This is a genomic window from Brevibacillus sp. AG, from assembly GCF_028369215.1.
Classification (GTDB): domain Bacteria; phylum Bacillota; class Bacilli; order Brevibacillales; family Brevibacillaceae; genus Brevibacillus; species Brevibacillus porteri.
Window position 1 is genome coordinate 131,709 of the sequence record NZ_JAQMYO010000004.1, and the last position, 18,323, is coordinate 150,031.

Annotated in this window: 18 protein-coding genes; 13 read left to right on the top strand and 5 right to left on the bottom strand. The window is 49.6% G+C overall.

All coding sequences use genetic code 11. The annotated features are described in order from the left end of the window. Window positions 1-38: 38 nt before the first annotated feature. The 5 genes from POF51_RS11975 to POF51_RS11995 are packed head-to-tail and all read left to right on the top strand — an operon-like array spanning window position 39 to window position 5,757. The gene (locus tag POF51_RS11975; RefSeq protein ID WP_069849784.1) at window positions 39-2,144 is read left to right on the top strand and encodes a BglG family transcription antiterminator; all 2,106 of its coding nucleotides are present in this window, start codon (window positions 39-41) and stop codon (window positions 2,142-2,144) included. Then, on the top strand, window positions 2,141-2,575 hold the full coding sequence (locus POF51_RS11980) for a PTS sugar transporter subunit IIA (RefSeq protein WP_069849782.1): 435 nt from the start codon (window positions 2,141-2,143) through the stop codon (window positions 2,573-2,575). Before POF51_RS11975 ends, POF51_RS11980 begins: the two co-directional genes overlap by 4 nt. Before the next feature lie 6 nt (window positions 2,576-2,581). Further along, a complete protein-coding gene (locus tag POF51_RS11985; protein ID WP_069849780.1) occupies window positions 2,582-3,742 on the top strand; it encodes a mannitol-1-phosphate 5-dehydrogenase in 1,161 nt (386 codons plus the stop codon). Between the two features lie 17 nt (window positions 3,743-3,759). Further along, window positions 3,760-5,481: a phosphoenolpyruvate--protein phosphotransferase gene (ptsP, locus tag POF51_RS11990; protein ID WP_069849778.1), complete on the top strand. Its 1,722-nt coding sequence runs from the start codon at window positions 3,760-3,762 to the stop codon at window positions 5,479-5,481. 18 nt (window positions 5,482-5,499) lie between these two features. Next, window positions 5,500-5,757, top strand: coding sequence for an HPr family phosphocarrier protein (locus POF51_RS11995; RefSeq protein WP_069849777.1), 258 nt, complete (start codon window positions 5,500-5,502; stop codon window positions 5,755-5,757). 64 nt (window positions 5,758-5,821) lie between these two features. Here the strand turns inward: POF51_RS11995 and POF51_RS12000 are convergent, their stop codons facing one another. Together POF51_RS12000 and POF51_RS12005 are read right to left on the bottom strand one after the other, a co-directional pair. Continuing rightward, window positions 5,822-7,498: a sulfatase-like hydrolase/transferase gene (locus POF51_RS12000; RefSeq protein WP_069849776.1), complete on the bottom strand. Its 1,677-nt coding sequence runs from the start codon at window positions 7,496-7,498 to the stop codon at window positions 5,822-5,824. A gap of 136 nt (window positions 7,499-7,634) precedes the next feature. After that, a complete protein-coding gene (locus tag POF51_RS12005) occupies window positions 7,635-8,702 on the bottom strand; it encodes a YeiH family protein (RefSeq protein ID WP_069849775.1) in 1,068 nt (355 codons plus the stop codon). 128 nt (window positions 8,703-8,830) lie between these two features. Between POF51_RS12005 and POF51_RS12010 the strand changes: the two genes are divergently transcribed. Continuing rightward, window positions 8,831-9,727, top strand: a complete 897-nt coding sequence (locus tag POF51_RS12010) for a LysR family transcriptional regulator (protein WP_069849774.1) — start codon at window positions 8,831-8,833, stop codon at window positions 9,725-9,727. A gap of 46 nt (window positions 9,728-9,773) precedes the next feature. On the opposite strand, the gene POF51_RS12015 is transcribed toward POF51_RS12010, so the two are convergent. The 3 genes from POF51_RS12015 to POF51_RS12025 form a co-directional block, all read right to left on the bottom strand. After that, on the bottom strand, window positions 9,774-11,330 hold the full coding sequence (locus tag POF51_RS12015) for a sensor histidine kinase (protein WP_069849773.1): 1,557 nt from the start codon (window positions 11,328-11,330) through the stop codon (window positions 9,774-9,776). Beyond that, entirely contained in the window at window positions 11,320-11,997 is a 678-nt protein-coding gene (locus POF51_RS12020; RefSeq protein WP_069849772.1) for a response regulator transcription factor, read from the bottom strand. The genes POF51_RS12015 and POF51_RS12020 overlap by 11 nt, the downstream gene beginning before the upstream one ends. A 206-nt stretch (window positions 11,998-12,203) precedes the next feature. Continuing rightward, a complete protein-coding gene (locus tag POF51_RS12025; RefSeq protein ID WP_069849771.1) occupies window positions 12,204-13,073 on the bottom strand; it encodes a hypothetical protein in 870 nt (289 codons plus the stop codon). 329 nt (window positions 13,074-13,402) lie between these two features. Between POF51_RS12025 and eutL the strand changes: the two genes are divergently transcribed. The 7 genes from eutL to POF51_RS12060 are packed head-to-tail and all read left to right on the top strand — an operon-like array spanning window position 13,403 to window position 18,322. Then, complete coding sequence (eutL, locus tag POF51_RS12030; protein ID WP_017252519.1) at window positions 13,403-14,053, top strand: ethanolamine utilization microcompartment protein EutL; 651 nt, start codon at window positions 13,403-13,405, stop codon at window positions 14,051-14,053. A gap of 35 nt (window positions 14,054-14,088) precedes the next feature. After that, window positions 14,089-14,574: a BMC domain-containing protein gene (locus POF51_RS12035; RefSeq protein ID WP_017252518.1), complete on the top strand. Its 486-nt coding sequence runs from the start codon at window positions 14,089-14,091 to the stop codon at window positions 14,572-14,574. Next, window positions 14,574-16,067 (top strand): acetaldehyde dehydrogenase (acetylating), encoded by a 1,494-nt coding sequence (locus POF51_RS12040; RefSeq protein ID WP_271755407.1) that lies wholly within the window; start codon window positions 14,574-14,576, stop codon window positions 16,065-16,067. Before POF51_RS12035 ends, POF51_RS12040 begins: the two co-directional genes overlap by 1 nt. A 49-nt stretch (window positions 16,068-16,116) precedes the next feature. Then, window positions 16,117-16,404 (top strand): ethanolamine utilization microcompartment protein EutM, encoded by a 288-nt coding sequence (gene eutM, locus POF51_RS12045; protein WP_007720104.1) that lies wholly within the window; start codon window positions 16,117-16,119, stop codon window positions 16,402-16,404. 9 nt (window positions 16,405-16,413) lie between these two features. Further along, window positions 16,414-17,190 (top strand): phosphate propanoyltransferase, encoded by a 777-nt coding sequence (gene pduL / locus POF51_RS12050; protein WP_041749711.1) that lies wholly within the window; start codon window positions 16,414-16,416, stop codon window positions 17,188-17,190. 15 nt (window positions 17,191-17,205) lie between these two features. After that, window positions 17,206-18,030: a hypothetical protein gene (locus POF51_RS12055; protein WP_017252515.1), complete on the top strand. Its 825-nt coding sequence runs from the start codon at window positions 17,206-17,208 to the stop codon at window positions 18,028-18,030. A 4-nt stretch (window positions 18,031-18,034) separates the two neighbouring features. Beyond that, window positions 18,035-18,322, top strand: a complete 288-nt coding sequence (locus POF51_RS12060) for a EutN/CcmL family microcompartment protein (protein WP_007720099.1) — start codon at window positions 18,035-18,037, stop codon at window positions 18,320-18,322. Window position 18,323 lies beyond the last annotated feature (1 nt).

Consider the following 18,323-nt stretch of genomic DNA (forward strand, 5'->3'; position numbering starts at 1 on the left):
GCGTCTTCCCTCTTTGGCGTTAAGGAGGGAACGAAGACATGCATGTATCCTCTCGACAGCGATCTATTATCGAGATTTTATTGAAGGAACAAAAAGGAGTTACCGTGGGTTCGATGGCCGAACAGATTGGTGTAAGCGGTCGTACCGTTCACCGAGAATTGGATGCACTGACTTCCTTGTTTGATGAATTTGAACTGGAGCTGGTCAGAAAAACAGGTTCAGGTCTTGAAGTGGTGGGGACTGACGAGCAAAAGCGTGCACTCAGAATGTCTGTCCTGCATCACATGACGAAGGAATTCACCGCGCAGGAACGAAAGGCAATCATCCTGTGCGCACTCCTAGAGGCATCGGAGCCAGTCAAACTGATTTCGCTGGCGATCGATTTGAAAGTGACAACGGCAACCATCAGCCATGATCTGGATGATTTGGAGACGATGCTCGCTCGATACGATCTGTCACTCTTGCGAAAACGAGGGTATGGCGTGGAGTTGCAAGGGACAGAGTCGTCCAAGCGGCGGGCGATCAGCAGACTGATTGCCGAGCATCTGGACGATCACGAGCTGATTGGGATTATCAAAGAAAATATTCAAAACAAGGCACTGCGAGACATCGACTCGATTTCGGAACGGCTGCTCGGCTTGATTGACCGGGAAAAGCTGATCAAGGTCGAGAATGCATTGAGCCATCTGGACGAGGAGCTTCCCTATCCTTTGGCAGACAGCGCCTATCTCGGATTGGTCACACATTTGGCATTGGCCATGGAACGGATTGAAAAAGGGGAAGGCATTCATTTTGACGAGAATACCCTCAGTGAATTGATTGGAACACCTGAGTACGAAATAGCCAGCAACATCATGGAGCGGCTAAAGCAGATTTTCCAAATGGAGATCCCAGCAGATGAGATCGGCTATATTACGATGCATTTGCGGGGTGCCAAGCTGCGGCATTCCCCGGATGACCAAGTATGGCCAGAAAATACAGAGCTCATGGTCATTACGAAACGCTTCATTCAAGCCTGTGAAGAACGCTTGGACATTCCGCTTGGCAATGACGCTTCGCTGTTCCATGGTCTGCTGACGCATTTGGAGCCAGCGTTATACCGATTACAGCGGAAGATGGAGATTCGCAATCCGATTCTCGAGCAGATCAAGCAAAACTATCCAGAGCTGTTTGCCGTAACAAGTGAAGCGGTCCATACGATTTTGCCAGAGCTACAGGTTCCAGAGGAAGAGATCGGGTACCTGGTGATGCATCTTGGTGCAGCATTGGAGAGAACGCGCCATGAGCAGCAGTGGTACCGGGCATTGGTAGTATGCTCCAGCGGGATCGGCTCCTCCAAGATTTTGGCAACGCGTATTAAAAAAGAAATACCGGAGATCGTCAGCTTGAAAAACCTGTCCATGTTCGATCTGGAAGAGGTTCCGGCAACGGATTATGACTTGGTCATTTCCACCCTTCCCTTGCCGCTCGATCCAGCGGAATATGTCGTGGTCAGCCCGCTGCTTCCGCCAGACGATATCCAAAAAATTAAATATCAATTGCACACGACGAGTCAGAAACGATCCCATCAGGAGAAAAGTCAGCTGGTTCCCGCAGGACAGCAGTCCATCGAACAACTAAGGGCCATTCAATACTACGCTGCGTATGCCAATGAGCTTTACGATGGGCTATGGGGAATGAGATGGGATAATCGTGCTCAGGACATCGCCCAGCTTTTGGGACAAATCAGCATGAGGCTGAAAGAACGTGGAACGATCGAGGAGGTCGAACCGGTAGTCAAGCAGCTGATCGAGCGGGAAAAGCTCGGCGGTTTGGGGATTCCGGGAACATCCTTGGCCCTTTTCCACGGAAGAAATGAAGCGGTGAACAAGCCGTCTTTTACGTTTCATCAATTACGAGAGCCCATCCTTCTTCGCTCGATGGATGAAGAAGTGATATCCATTGACACGCTTCTACTCTTGTTAGGGCCGAAAGAAGTGCCGAAGGAAGGGCTGGAAGTACTCAGTGAGATCAGCTCCCTTTTGATTGAAGAAGACATGCAAGCGGTTTTGAAAACAGGAGAAACACAGCAAATTGCTGATTATATAGCAGGCAAAATGTATGCATTTTGCCTTAAAAAGATAGGATTGGAGAGAACAAAATGAAAAACATACTGACAGCAGAAAAAATCATGTTGAATGCAAAGGTAGCCAATAAAGAAGAAGCGATCAGACTGGCAGGAGAATTGCTTGTGCGTGCAGGTCATGTAACGGAGGCGTATCTAGAGAAAATGCAAGAGCGCGAGCAGTTGGCGACCACATACATCGGAAGCGGCGTAGCCATCCCGCATGGAACCAACGAATCCAAGGCAGAGATTCAATCTACCGGGATCTCCATCGTTCAGGTTCCTGGGGGCGTAGATTTTGGAGAGGGCAACACAGCTTATTTGCTGGTGGGCATTGCTGCCGTTGGAGACGAGCATCTGGAGGTGCTCTCGAACATCGCGATTCTTTGCTCCGAGGAGGAAAACGTCAAGCGGATTGTAAACGCGGCTTCGGCGCAAGAAATCATCACGATGTTCTCCGAGGAGGTGTAATTTCCTATGCTAGCTGTACATTTTGGAGCAGGTAACATTGGGCGAGGCTTTATCGGACAACTTTTGCAAAAGGCTGGCTATGAAATTGCGTTTGTGGATGTCAATGCGGCTTTGGTCGATGAGCTGAATGAGCGAAAAATGTATCGTGTGCAACTAGCAACAACAGGAAAACCGGAGTCGGTCGTGGAAGGAGTTCGAGCGATAAATGGTCAGGATGTAGCGGCGGTAGCTGAAGCGATCGCAACTGCCGATTTGGTTACGACGGCAGTGGGTCCCAACATTCTTCCGCATATTGCAGGGGCCATCGCAGCCGGCATTACCCGGAGACTTTCTGTTCATGCGAAGCCACTCAATGTGATTGCATGTGAAAACATGATTGGCGGCAGCGAGAAGCTGAAGGAGCATGTGTATGAGCATCTGACGGAATCGGTTCAAGCCGAGGCAGCACAATGGATCGGATTCCCCAATGCAGCGGTAGACCGGATCGTTCCTTTGCAGCAGCATGATGACAAGCTGCTGGTTATGGTTGAAACGTTTTTCGAATGGGTGGTAGATTCGTCGCAGATGGTTGGAGAAATCCCTTCCATAGAGGGCGTTACCTATGTGGAGGATCTTGCGCCGTACATCGAAAGAAAGCTGTTTACCGTCAACACAGGTCATGCGGTCATCGCGTACCTAGGGTATCAGCTGGGGATGAAAACGATTGATGAAGCGATGCGAGACGACCGGATTGTTCAGGCGACACGCGGGGCTCTCCAGGAGACAGGTGCACTGCTTTCTGCCAAGTACGGATTTGACCCACAAGTGCATGGGCAGTATGTAGAAAAAATTCTCGGCAGATACACCAACCCGCTGTTGTCTGACGATATTGTCAGGGTGGCACGTTCGCCGATCCGCAAGCTGTCGCAGCATGATCGTTTAGTCGGCCCAGCGCTGCAATGCATGGAAAAAGGAATGAACCCAGAGCATTTGGGTCTGGCGATTGCAGCGGCACTGGCATTCGATTATCCCGAGGATGCGGAGTCTGCACGGATACAAGCAAGCCTGAAAGAGTTTGGATGGGAAAATACATTACACAATTGTACCGACATTCCGGCAGGTCATCCTCTTGAGGAGATCGTGCGCGAACAGGCACGCAGATTGAAGGAATGGTCAGGTAGCCATTGAGAGAGGCTGGTGTTACGATGTCCCAAAAGATCACAGGTGTAAAAGCTTCAGCAGGTATAGCCATTGGTAAGGCGTTTTTACTGACAACGCCCGATTTACAGATTAATACCGTAGCGATTGAAGATCCGGCGAGTGAAATCCAACGCTTTCAAGAGGCATTGGCTCGAGCGAAAAATGATTTGGAGGACATCGTTCTGCGAGTGGAGCGGGAGATGGGCACGGATCATGCAGACATTTTCAAAGCTCACCTGCTCGTCTTGGAAGACCCGGAACTGGTCGATACCGTCAAAGATAAAATCTCAAACGAAAAGACAAACGCTGAAAGTGCCTTGAATGATGTCGCACAAGCATTCATCGGACTTTTCGAGCAAATGGACAACGAATACATGCGGGAGAGAGCAGCAGATATTCGTGACGTGACTAAGCGTGTACTTTCTTACTTGCTCGGGGTACCGTTTGCAGGACTCGGTGAGCTGACAGAGGAAGTGATCATTGTAGCGGATGATTTGACGCCTTCCGATACGGCCCAATTAGACCGTCGCTATGTCAAAGGCTTCGTTACGGACATTGGTGGACGAACTTCGCATTCTGCGATTATGGCACGTTCTCTGGAGATTCCTGCTGTTGTCGGAACACAAGGGATTACTCGTGCGGTTCAGCCCGCGACACTCGTCATTCTCGATGGGCATGAAGGGATCGCGATTATTGACCCGAGTGAAGAAGAGATCGCTGTCTACAAACGCAAGCAAGCTGATTACGAAGCGCAAAAAGCCGAACTGGCGAAGCTTGTGAACGATAAAACGGTCACGTTGGACAATCATCATGTCGAGCTTGCCGCCAATATCGGAAGTCCTGAAGATGTCGCTGGGGCTATTGCCAATGGTGCTGAAGGTGTCGGGCTGTTCCGCACGGAGTTTCTGTACATGGGACGCAATGATTTTCCGACGGAAGAGGAGCAATACGTTGCGTACAAGCATGTGCTGGAGCATATGGGCGACCGCCCGGTGGTTATTCGTACATTGGACATTGGCGGGGACAAGCATCTCTCTTACTTGGCTTTGCCAGAAGAAATGAATCCGTTTCTTGGACATCGCGCCATCCGGCTGTGTCTCGACAACCAAGAACTGTTTCGTACACAGCTACGTGCACTATTGCGCGCAAGTGTACACGGCAATTTGAAAATCATGTTTCCGATGATTGCGACACTGGAGGAGTTCCGCCAGGCGAAAGCGATTTTGGAAGAAGAGAAAAAATCTTTGGTGAATCGCGGAATTGTAGTATCCGATCAGTACGAAGTGGGTATCATGATTGAGATCCCTGCTGCGGCACTGATGGCCGATCAATTTGCACGGGAAGTTGACTTTTTCAGCATTGGAACTAATGATTTAATTCAATACACAATGGCAGCCGACCGTATGAACGAGAAGGTCGCTTATCTTTACCAGCCTTATCACCCTGCCGTTTTGCGCTTGCTGCACAACGTCATTAAAGCAGGGCACGCGCAGAACAAATGGGTCGGCATGTGCGGGGAGATGGCGGGCGATCCAATCGCGATCCCGATTCTGTTGGGACTAGGTCTGGATGAATTTAGTATGAGTGCAGGGAGCATTTTGCCTGCGCGCCAACAGCTGAGTCGTTTGCGCGTAGAGGACGCAGCGAAACAGATTGATACGATTTTGCAAATGAGCACTTCTGCGCAAGTAGAGGCGTTCGTGAAGGAATGGCTGGAGAGAGTATAGCAAAGGAGGCATATCAGAATGGTAGAGAAAAAATTAGTGGTTCAATTGGCGCACGGCCTGCATGCACGTCCTGCTGCGAACTTTGTGAAGGTGGCCACGACATTTTCAAGTGAAATTAAAATCATCAAAAATGAGAAAAATGTAAATGGCAAGAGCATCATGGGTATTATGGCAGCAGCGATTGGAAAAGGGGAAGAAATTACCCTGATTACGGATGGTGCCGATGAACAAGAAGCGATGGCAGCACTGGAAAAAGCATTGACCGAACAGGAATAGTGAAGAGAAGAGAAATGATGAAAAGCCCCTCAATTCGAGGGGCTTTCTGTTGTTCCGGAAAAGTTCACGTAGACAGAAAGTGTGCGAAAGGGTGAGAAAAGGGTGTCAATCGCTTTTGGGCTCGTTGTTCTTCTAAAAGCAGCTCCATTTTCAGGCGGATGCGCTCTGAGTGTGTGGTTTTGTAGAGGGGGATTACCAAATTCCTTGTTTCCAAAGGATCGTTCGTGAGATTGTACAATTCGTAATCAATCATGGTGGGGTTGTATACATCCTCGGCGAAATAGCGGGAGTATTTCCATAAAGCGCTGTGCCCGGCAGAATGCATGTAGGAGAGGACCGTTTCTATCCGATTCGGAGGAATGACAGAGTCATAGGGCTGGTGTTGCACGCTCACTTGATGCTGTCCTTTTGTCACATCGTCGTCCGTCATGAAGTAGATCGGTTCAGTGGAGATAGATTCCGTATCGTGAGACAAGATGATGGGAGTAAGATCACGACCGACAAGAGGTCGTACCTCGCTATGCGTGAAGGTCAGCTCCTCACCAAGCCTGTCTGTGTCTACTCCAGCCATACCGAGCAGTGTCGGAAGAATATCCACATGACTGGTTAACAGCTCTGTTGAGGTTGCGTGTGGGAAAAGGAGTGGGTTGTGGATAATGAGGGGAACGTGAATCGCCTCTTCATAGGCACAGTACCATTTTTGATGCAGCTTGCCGTGAGCCCCCAACAATTCGCCGTGATCGGATGTGAACACGACTAGTGTTTCGGGATAAAACGAGCTTGCGACGAGTGCTTCAAGAACACGCATGACTTCCCGATCGGCGTTTTTCTGGAGCTGATAGTACAGTCTTCGATAATGGGTTTGGTCCGAAATGGGCTGGAACGCTTGTGGATATACCTCCCGATAACTCGCTTGGCAGCGTGGTTTTGTCGCAAGGGATTCGTGCTGAGTAGGGGGCGGGGCAACAGCGGGAACGGACTTATCCACATGGAAGCGAAAAAACGGTGTGCCCGCAGAGATATCCCCATAGATGGCGATATCATGTGGATTGACGAAAGACGCCACGATCAGCCAAGGATGGTAGCTTTCAACGGAGTTCTTCTCCTGGTCTAATGCATGGAGCAGCTCGATGACTTCACTGCTGTACACCACATCACGACCGTTTACGCCGATGGCTGCGGACGAACCGGAGTTATGAGGCGCTATCCCATGTGGTTCAGGCCCTATCCAACTGGAGAAGCCATAGCCGTCTAGCCGATCAGCAAGTAAGTATAAGCGCTCTTTATCCGGATCGGGAACTCCCGTTACAGGAATATAGCTGGGGATGGGAAAATGGGTACCCGGTACCCAAATGTCAGCATCGGATATATGCCACTTGCCTTTATAGAAACACCGATAGCCCGCTTGACGAAAAAAATTTCCCATCGTCGGAACGGTATTGCGATCGAGCCAGAACATGTCGCTGTCGGGAGATCGTTTAGCCACGCCGCTGGTCTGGGTGACGCCGTGCAAAGAGGGGTACTGACCGGTGAACAAGGTGGCTCTGCTTGGGCAACAGCCTGTGGAGCCGACGTAATGACGCTCGAACTCCAACCCATGCTCTCGCAAAAAAGCATGAGCATGGAGTGTATCCTCACTCCATGCACGTATCGCAGGCCCTTCATAAACAGGGGGAAATCGTTCCTGATCCACAATGATAAATAAGATGTTCGGCCGTCTCCTCAACCATTTTCTCGACATATAGATCCCCCTCGGCAAAGATGTACACATCTTTATCAACATATGGGGATAATCTTTGTCCTTATCCACAAAAAAACTCGCCGATCATCAAGAAATCGGCGAATTCGAACCCGCATGTCTGGTTATCCACAATTTTTTATACCAATGCAAAGGAGAGCACCGACAAAAGAATCGAGGTAATACTCATAGCAATCAGTGGGCGCGCCGCTTTTGTTCGAAGTGCCCGCAGATCGACATTGAGGCCAAGCCCGACCATCGCCATGGTGAGCACAAAGGTTGTAACATTGGCGACGCCATTATGGAACGCTTCTGAGACAGGAATCGTTGTACCGAGAACGTAGCTTCCAAAAACACTCATGGCGAGGAAGCCGATCAGGAACCAAGGGAATTCGATCTTGGTACCACTTTGTAACTTCCCGGAACGTTTCATCCAAACCATCAGGATAAAACAGAGTGGGACCAACAGAAGCACACGTCCCAATTTTGCCAGCAGTGCAATCGCTAGCCCATCTTGACCCGCAGGTGCAGCAGCCAATGCGACATGCGCAATCTCATGCAGACTAATTCCAGACCACATGCCGTATTCGACCGCGGACAGGGGAAGGAATGGACGCAGGATCGTGTAGGAAATAGCAAATAAGGTTCCGACGAGTGCGATCATTCCTACCCCAATGGCGGTATCTTCATCCTTGGCAGCAACGATAGGGGAGACGGCTGCTATTGCCGCTGCTCCACAGACGCCTGTACCGACTCCGAGCATGAGGGAGAGGGAAGTATCTGCTTTCAGCCACTTGGCTATCAGCATCGTAACCGCGATGGCAAAAATAATAACACCAGCGTCATAGACGAGAAGCCCGAGGCCTTGATTCAAGACGACGTCGATATTGAGCTTAAGACCGTACAAAATAATAGCCAGACGCAGTAAGCGTTTGGCGGAAAATTGAATCCCTGATCGCAATGCTTCCGGATATCCACGAAAATGCCGGTATGCGACCGCGATCAGGATCGAACAGGCGAGGGGGCCAACTTGTTGAAAGCCAGGTATTTTTGCTAAGCCGTAGCCTGTCAGGGCGATGAAAAAAGTAAAAGCGATTCCAGCTATCCACAGCGAGAAGGATGCAGGGTTGCTTTCGTTGTTTTTTGCGGGCTGTACACTGGCATTGCTTTCATTCAATGGCACGCTGCTTTTAATTGGAGTTGCCATTGCCATCACTCCTCGAAAAGTTTTACAAACTCAGCATACGGCAACTGTTATAATAAGAAAAATAAATCATTGAGATGATCATCATAAGTGAAATGAATGGTTAGTGGTGGAAAGGAGAGTGAAGGCAGTTGGATCAGCATTTGCTTGTGTTCGTGACCGTTGCAGACAGACAGAACTTTTCCCGAGCCGCAGAAGAGCTCCATATGACGCAGCCTGCCGTTAGCCAGTATATTCATGCGCTCGAGCGCACGATAGGGACAAAGCTCCTGGAGCGAAGCAACAAATATGTTCGCTTGAATAAAGCGGGGGAGATTGTCTATCATCACGCTCGGGAGATCTTGGGCCTGTACACGCGAATGCAGAGCCTCGTGGATGATTTGATGAATACACCAAGCGGGCATTTGACGATTGGCGCCAGCTACACATACGGAGAGTATGTGCTACCTCATGTCATTGCACGTCTTCGTCAGTATTACCCAATGATTACCCCGACGATTACGATTCACAATTCCACAGTCATTGCTGAGCTGGTGGCGAAGCGACAACTCGACGTCGGGATTGTTGAGGGCGAGTATGTGGACGAAAAAATGTGCGTAGAGCCGTTTGCTGATGATCGTATGTATTTGATTGCTTCGCCAGAGCATCGATTGGCCGGGCAGACAGAGGTCAGCATTGACGAACTAATGAAGGAAACGTGGATTGTGCGGGAAGAAGGGTCAGGCACGAGGGAAGCGGCTGAAAAAATGTTTCGCCAGCTGCAATTCACACCGCAAAAGCGAATGGAGTTCGGCAGTACACAGGTAATCAAGGAATCAGTGGAGGCTGGCCTGGGAATCAGCTTACTGTCTTATTGGGCCATCCGCAAAGAACGCAAGCTCGGCACGCTCTGTACATTGAAAGTGACGGGGACACCGGTTACCCGTGATTTTTCGCTCGTCACGAAATCCGACGAGTTTCATACCAAAGCATTGGACATTTTCATGGATCTTATCCGCACGCATGTGCCGGAGGGTGCCCATACGTAAAAGAGGAAGCGGCACGAGCGGTACGTGCTGCTTCCTCTTTTTCATTTCAAGCGGACGAGTCTGGATGGGCGAGTGTAAGACGAAAGGTTGTTCCTTCTGGAGAAGTCTGAACCAATTCGACATTTCCACCGTGTGCCTTTGCCAATAGGCGGGAGATCGTCAAGCCCAGCCCCAGGCCTTGCTTCTTTTTGCGTTTGCTATCCCCACGATAGTACCGTTCGAAAATGAAAGGAACCTCTGACTCAGGAATTCCTTTTCCATTGTCAGTTACATCGATGAAGAGGAAGCTGCTTTGGTTGTGAACGTCGATCTTGATTTGCGTTGCATTTGCGGCAGCGCTGTTCCCCAATAAATTGAGCAAAATTTGTTTGACATGTGATTCGTCGCCGATCCATACGATTTCTTGTCCAGTCGGGTTAACTGTCACAAATACGTTGGCAAATGAGGGCAAGGTTTGCACCTGTGCGACTATCTGATCCAACGTACTGTCGATCTGAATGGACTGCTTCTCGACGAAAACTTCACCTGCTTCCATGGAGGAGAAATCGAGCAGGTCATTGACCATTGTCTGGAGTCGCTTGGCTTCGTCCATGCTGATTTGCATGAATTCATCCGCATCTGCACCTTTTACGACGCCGTCTTTCACCGCTTGAATCATTCCGCGGATCGAAGTAACAGGGGTACGCAGCTCATGGGAAACACCAGCCAAAAGGTCGGTGCGCATCCGTTCTAGTTGTCCAAGCCGTTTCGCCATTTCGTCAAAGGAATGAACCAGCTGACTGATTTCTGCTTCTTTGATTTTGGAGGAATTGGGCAAGGAAGGCGTATAATTCCCGCTGGATATTTGCTCTGCCGCTATTGCCAACTGCCGCAGGGGCTGTGTTAACGAGCGAGAAAGTACATAGACGATGGCCCAACCGCACAAAGTGATGATTCCGATAGAAACCATGATCGTGATATAAGTGTGAACCAAATCATTGTTAAGGGGGGTACTTACGTAATAAGTGCCTGCGACTGTATTGTGTTCATAGTAAGGGACACCCACACGCAGCCAGGTAGCTCCCTTTGTGGCAACGACCTCCCGTATTTCTTTAGTTTTGTCCACTGGTTGGGCAGGGGTAGGTAGCTGCGCAATGGTAGCGGTCGTCGTCTGACTCACCATTTCCTTCTTAAACGTCTTGCCCGCATCATCGTAAATCTGTACCACGTGATCGATTGGGACAGTCGGCATGACTCGAAATGCGATCATGGCGGTATTGGCTGCGGGTGTTGCGGTGTCAGGAATAGCCAGAGACGCAGGGCCAGTCACAGCAGTGACAGCCTGATTGGAGATACCAACAGTTGTTCGTGCCAAATCCGCTATCTTTACAGGAGAAGTCGAGGTGTCCTTGGCAAGCAACACCTTGGTATACGAATCAGCGAGCAACTCTGTTCTTGCTTCCAATACCTGAAACTGTTGTTCTGTAGCTGCTTTGTTAATCCAATAGATGCCAAAAAAGCCAATGCCAAAAAGAATGACCGATAAAATCAAGGCATAGCGCCACGTCCAGTAACGCAAGAGCGGTACAGCAGTTCTGGTAGAAGTAGATGGTTTAGTAAACACGCAGGCTATACCCCATTCCTCTGATTGTGCTGATTTCCCCTTCGGAAGTCGGCCACGGCAGCAAGCTTTTGCGCAAGCGCTTCACTGCGGTATCCACAGAGCGATCGCCTCCTTCAAAATCCATTCCCCACACCTGATCCAGCAACTGATCTCGGCTGAAGCATTGGTTCGGATGTCGCGCCAGGAAAACGAGCAGCTGCCAATCCCGTGGCATCAAGGCAAGGGGTGTTTTCCCGATCAAGGCATTTTGGGCAGTAACATCTATGGAAAGTGTCCCGAGTCTGATCGTATCTGCTTCGGCGATATAAGAGGAACGGCGGAGCACAGCTTGTACACGGGCGAGCACTTCTTCTGGATCAAATGGCTTGGCGATGTAATCATCTGCACCTTGTGCCAGCCCTTGGAGCTTGTCTGGCACGGTACCGCGCGCCGTGATGATAATGACAGGGCAACTACCGTTTTGGCGAATCTGATCGAGTATATTCAAGCCGTCATGATCGGGCAGCATCAGGTCAAGCAGGACAAGATCTGGTTTCCAGGAGAAAAAAGTCGGGATTGCCTCGTGATCACCCTCATTCCATTTTACCTCATAGCCCGCCCGTTCCAGGTAGACCTGGACAAGTCGGGCAATCGGCATTTCATCCTCGATGAGTAGAATTCGTTTCACGAAGAAACACCTCCTATCTATCTCAAGTCAATTTGTACTTATCATAGCAATGATAGACATCATTTTGAGTGACATCATTTGTAAAAAATGTTCTTGTTCAGTTGTTTAGCATATTGGAGTTATGTGTCCGTTAAATGGCGAAGGGCATAACTAAACCTCTGGCAGTTTCCTGTCAGAGGTTTTTGTGTGTGCTTGAAAGGCAACGCTTATTTTTTGATGGCAGCTACTGAGACTGTTGCACCTTTTATGATCTTGCCTTCTTTTTCGAGCTGTTTGATCAATTCGTCAACGGTGATTCCTTTCTCTTTTGCCATTTGCTCCAAACTGATTGCAGGTTGAGTAAAGGAAGTTGCTTCACCAGTGGAGATCGCGCCTTCTTTTTCAAGCTGCTTGATCAACTCTTCCACGGAGATGCCTTTTTCTTTTGCTACTTCTTCCAGATTGATAGTTGTTGTCGTGGAAACATTCGTTGCCAGTTTGCCTTCTTCTTTAAGCTGCTCGATCAACTCTTCTACGGAGATGCCTTTTTCTTTCGCCATATCTTCCAGGTTCATAGCAGTGTCCAGAGCGATGAATGCTCCGCCGTCTTTGTTTTCAGGATCGAGAGAAATGACTGCGAAGCCCGGAATGGTGCCGTCTGGGTTGCTGGTAGCTGTTGCTTTCGTCAGTTTGCCTTCTTTTTCAAGCTGCTTGATCAACTCTTCTACAGAGATCCCTTTTTCTTTCGCCATTTCATCTAGGTTGATCGTCTTAATGTTATCGCTGTTGGCATCGAATTTCATGAAGGAGAAGCTAGTTGTCAGATCGCCGTCTTTCGTGATAGTAGCTGCTCCTTTCGTCAGTTTGCCTTCTTTTTCAAGCTGCTTGATCAACTCTTCCACAGTGATGCCCTTTTCCTTTGCCATTTGCTCCAGGTTAAAAATCGGTTTTTGAAGAGCATCTGTACCATCTTTGGTCACCATTTTCAGTGGAGCAGAAGAACCAGTCGTCTTCGCTGGTTCATTTGCCGCAAACGCGGAACCTGCCATTGCGGATACTGCCAAAGCCATAACTGTCATTGCCATTTTCTTTTTCATTGTAAAATTCCTCCTTGGGGGTCTTTAGATTGTGGTGAGCCTTGCTTGCGGGCTTGCCCGTCTCGGCTACAACACAAATTTAACGTGGGTGTGTGTCCGTAATATGACCGGAATATGGAAAAGTGACGGAATGCCGAAAACGCTTGCATTTTTCTGTGCCTTGTTCTACATTAGAGACAGGTAAAAGACCACATAAATAGCGTGTAATCTTCTACCCACAAGTGAATAATCAAAAGGCAAAGGTGCCCTTGAACACGGCTTATTTTTTCGTGTTTAGGCACCTTTTTTTACTTTTGATCAGGGATGTTGTCTTGAAAGGAGTGACACGCATGGAAAAACCAATTCGAGCGACGCCGCTTGCGATCCGACTGATTCCCAATGTCGATCCACAATTTGCGGAGAAGCTGAACCTGCCTTCTCATATCCGAAGTCTGGGGCTATTGACCTCTACGATTGACGATGTGGGGTATACGGCCATTGATGAAGCGACCAAAAAGGCAGCGGTAGAAGTTGTGTATGCCAAGTCGTTTTATGCAGGCTCAGGCCATGCGTCTGGACCGTTGTCCGGCGAGTTCATCGGGATGATCGGAGGCGCGACGCCATCGGAGGTGCAGAGCGGACTGGATGCAGCCGTTGCATTTATGGAAAGCGGAGCATGCTTTTACTCTTTGAATGATGAAGGGACGCATGCGTATTACGCCCATGTTGTGTCGCGGACGGGCAGCTACTTGTCTCAAACCGCCGGAATCCGCGAAGGTGAGCCGCTTGCTTACTTGATCGCTCCGCCGCTGGAGGCCATGTATGGTATTGATGCCGCCCTCAAGGCTGCAGATGTACAAATGGTTCAATTTTTTGGTCCACCGACAGAAACGAACTTTGGGGGAGCGCTACTCACTGGCAGCCAGTCGGCATGCACGGCAGCCGCCGATGCTTTTGCCGAGGCCGTAAGAAGTGTCGCCCAACAGCCTGTCAAACGATAATAGGGATTTTCTCTCTTGAAGGGGAGGTAATGTAAATGCGCGCTACAACATATTCACTCGGCATGATCGAGACGCTGGGCTTGCCTGCTCTCATCGCTGCCGCAGACGCTGCTGCTAAGGCGGCAGACGTCAAAGTCGTCTCTTATGAAGGAGCGGACGCAGGAATCGTCACTGTATACGTGATCGGGGATGTATCTTCGGTTATGGCGGCAGTAGATGCTGGCGCTGACGCTGCGAGACGTGTCGGAAGATTGCTGCACTCGCACGTGATTCCACGTCCTGACGAAAATATTCCAAAAATGATTAAAAACCTGCTGAAACCGGAAGTAAAAGAAGAGGGTAAGGCAGAGCCGGCTAAAGCGCCAGTGTCAGGATTGCAAGATCAGTCCATCAATGACCTGCGCAAAATGGCGCGTTCGTATGCGGACTTCCCGCTGACAACGAACGAAATCAACATGGCGAAGAAAGAAGATCTCATTCGTCTGTTGGAAGAGAAACAAGGCGGAGGTGACAAAGCCTAATGACACTCGACGCTGATCTGTATTCCATACAGGAAGTGCGTACCTACCTCGCACAAGCGAAGGAAGCACAGGCCAAATTCGCTACCTACAGCCAAGAGCAAGTTGACCGGATCATCGAAGCAATGTCCAAAGTGGGCGTAGAAAATGCTGATCGACTGGCAGCAATGGCTGTAGAGGAAACAGGCTTTGGTAACGTCGCTGACAAGCGGATGAAAAACCTGTTTGCTGCACAAGATGTGTACGCATCTGTAAAAGATGTAAAAACGGTTGGCATCATCCGTAAGGACGAGGAGAACAAGGTGTGGGAAGTGGCACAGCCATTTGGTATCGTAGCAGGGGTTGTACCTTCCACGAATCCGACGTCCACGGTTATTTATAAATCGATGGTCTCCCTCAAGGCGAGAAATGCGATTGTATTCAGCCCGCATCCGTCGGCAGCCAAATGCACGCTGGAAGCAGCGCGACTGATGGCACAGGCGGCAGTAGCGGCTGGAGCACCAGAAGGGTTGATCCATTGCGTTACGAAGCCTACGCTTCCTGGGACAAATGAGCTGATGAAGCACAAGCTGACCAATCTGATTCTCGCGACTGGCGGAACTCCGATGGTACGCGCAGCATACAGCTCCGGTAAGCCGGCATACGGTGTTGGACCTGGTAACGTACCCGTTTACATCCACCACACTGCTGACTTTGCTACTGCTGCCAGACGCATCGTGCAGAGCAAGACGTTTGACTATGGTACAATCTGCGCTTCTGAGCAAGCATTGGTAGTGGAGGAATCCACCAAACACCAATTGATTGCAGCCTTGAAGCGTGAAGGCGCCTACTTCCTGAACGAGCAAGAAAAGGAAAAGGTAGCTGCCATCGTCACGATAAACGGCTCGCTGAACGCGAAAATCGTTGGCCGCTCTCCACATGTGATCGCTCAAATGGCGGGTATTACCATCCCTGCTGATACGCGTGTCCTGGTTGCGGAGGAGAACAATGTAGGCAAAGCTTATCCGATGTCCGTTGAAAAACTGGCACCGATCCTTGCCCTCTACACTGTTCAAGGCGACAGCGAAGCGTTTGCTCGTTGCCGCGAATTGCTGGAACATGGTGGTCTTGGACATACAGCGGGTATTCACGCCCAGGATGACAATGTCATCGCAGCGTATGGTCAAGCAATGCCAGCATCCAGAATTCCGGTAAATACGGGTACCACCTTCGGAGGAATTGGTGCAACGACTGGCGTACAACCAGCGTTTACACTTGGATGCGGTTCCTATGGGGGCAACATCACTTCCGATAACATCGGTGCGAAGCACATGTTCAACATCAAGCGTGTTGCATTTGGCATCAAAGAAATGCCGCAATCAACACCAGTAGCAGCAGCTCCTGCGACACAAGCGGAAGAAGCTGTCCTACAGGCTGTCTCTTCCATGAATGTCGGTTTGAGCCGCGATGAGATCAAAAACATCATCAAATCGGTGTTAACAGAAATGACGACTTAGAGTCGTAAAACACTAAAATTTTGGAGATATAATTAAGGAGGAAATGAAAATGGCTGGAGAAATGTCCGCATTGGGAATGGTAGAAACAAAAGGTTTGGTAGGAGCAGTAGAAGCTGCTGACGCAATGGTAAAAGCAGCTAACGTAAAACTGATTGGTAAAGTACACGTAGGTGGCGGTCTCGTGACTGTTATGGTACGTGGTGACGTAGGTGCAGTAAAAGCTTCCACTGACGCAGGCGCCGCTGCTGCTGAAAAAGTAGGAGAGCTCGTATCTATTCACGTAATTCCACGCCCTCATGGAGACATTGAACTGATCCTGCCTAAACTCGAAGGATAATAATTCCCTATGGCAGTGATTACAGAAGCATCCTTGAGAGCAATGCATAAGTCAGGTATTCCAAACCCCTTTCTCGTTGAGAAAGGGGATAAAATAACACCAGCAGCGGCAGATTTCTTGAAAGGAAGAGGGATTCAAGTGAAACAAGTTGATCAGAACCAGCAGCCTTCCACCAATCAAGCTGCCGAGGCAGTGCGAGAAATTCCTTTGGGCGTATCTAACCGTCACATTCATTTGTCGCAAGCAGATGTCGAGAAGCTTTTCGGAGCCGGACATCAATTGACGCCAATGCGTGATTTGTCGCAACCGGGCCAGTTTGCTTGCCAAGAAACAGTCACCATCGTGGGACCAAAAGGCAGCATCCACGGGGTTCGCGTTTTGGGACCAGCTCGTGGCGCGACACAAGTGGAAATTTCCCGGACAGACGGCTTTGCAGTAGGTGTTCAAGCACCTGTGCGTATGTCTGGAGATATTGAAGGAACACCAGGTATGGTACTCGTTACGGCAAAAGGGACAGTCGTGATGGACAAAGGCGTAATCGTAGCGAAGAGCCACGTTCATATGTCTCCTGCAGATGCCGAGCAATATCAAGTGAAGGATGGCGATACGCTGATCCTGGCGACGCAAAGCGATCGTCCAATCATCTATCCAGATGTAGTCGTTCGTGTGCATCCGCAATTCGCACTTGATTTCCACGTTGATACGGATGAAGGTAATGCCGCTAATTTGAAAACGGGAGACCGGGTAAAAGTGATCGGCAAGAACGGGCAATTTTACTCCGGCTAACGGAGGTAGAGCTTGATGGACATCAGAGAAATGGTGGCGTCGATTACGAAAGAAATTTTGCAATCGATGAATACAGAAAAGAAAAGCGAATCGCCTCGTGTCCTGTACGTCTTTTGTGACAGCCAGGCTCATGAGGCTTATCAGGATCATTTTATCCAACTGAAAAACCACGGGATCTGCCATGACATTCTCTTCCTGGATGGAGAAACCTCCTCTTGGCTTGGCATGCACAAGATCGAATGTGGGGGAGCAGGCAGAATCCTTACAGCAGATGAGTACGCTCCTGCCCCGTTGGAAGTGCCGAAAGATTATGTCGGTATCGTGATTCCTGAAATCGATTTGGATAATGCAGCGAGAATTGCTTCTGGTCTAAAAGGAACGATCAAAGCGGAAATCGTCTTTTCCGCATTGGTGACGGGTAAATTCGTCATCGCTGGTTCCGATGTGCCAGGAATCAAGCGCGCAGACCGTCGTACCCTGCAAACATTGACACTGACACCTGCTTATGAAAAGCTGTTCAACCGTCACGTTGAGAGCATGAAAGAACTGGGTGTGGAGTTTGCAGAACAACGCCGTCTGGCTGATCGCGTGGTTTCTAAGCTGAAGTCTCAGTTGCAAAAAGTGGAGATTACTACCAAGACAGAACAACCGACATTGACTCCTTTGGATGAGCAAGAAGCTGTCTTTTCCGGGAAGCTGTTGACAGCGGATTGGATCAGATCTCAGCCTGAGCTTCGCGATACGACTTTGATCGTGAAAAAAGGTGCAATTGTTTCTCCGCTTGCTTATGACAGCATGAGAGAACGCGGCATTACGGTCAGCTATTTAGGAAAAGGGTGATCGCATGTTTTTGGGAAAAGTGATCGGCAGCGTCTGGGCCACGCAAAAAGAAGCAGGCATGGAAAATCTCAAGCTCATGGTGGTTCAGCCGATTGATTGGCGTGGCGAAGAAGGCGGACAAACCGTTATCGCAGCGGACAGGATCGGTGCGGGAATCGGGGAGCAGGTTATCGTCTCTCGTGGGACGCCTGCCCGAATCCTTTTCTCCGGCACCAGTGTGCCGATCGATGCGATCATCGTAGGCATTGTGGATTCGTTTGAGGTGCCGGGTGCCGCAGGAAGAGAGGAATAGG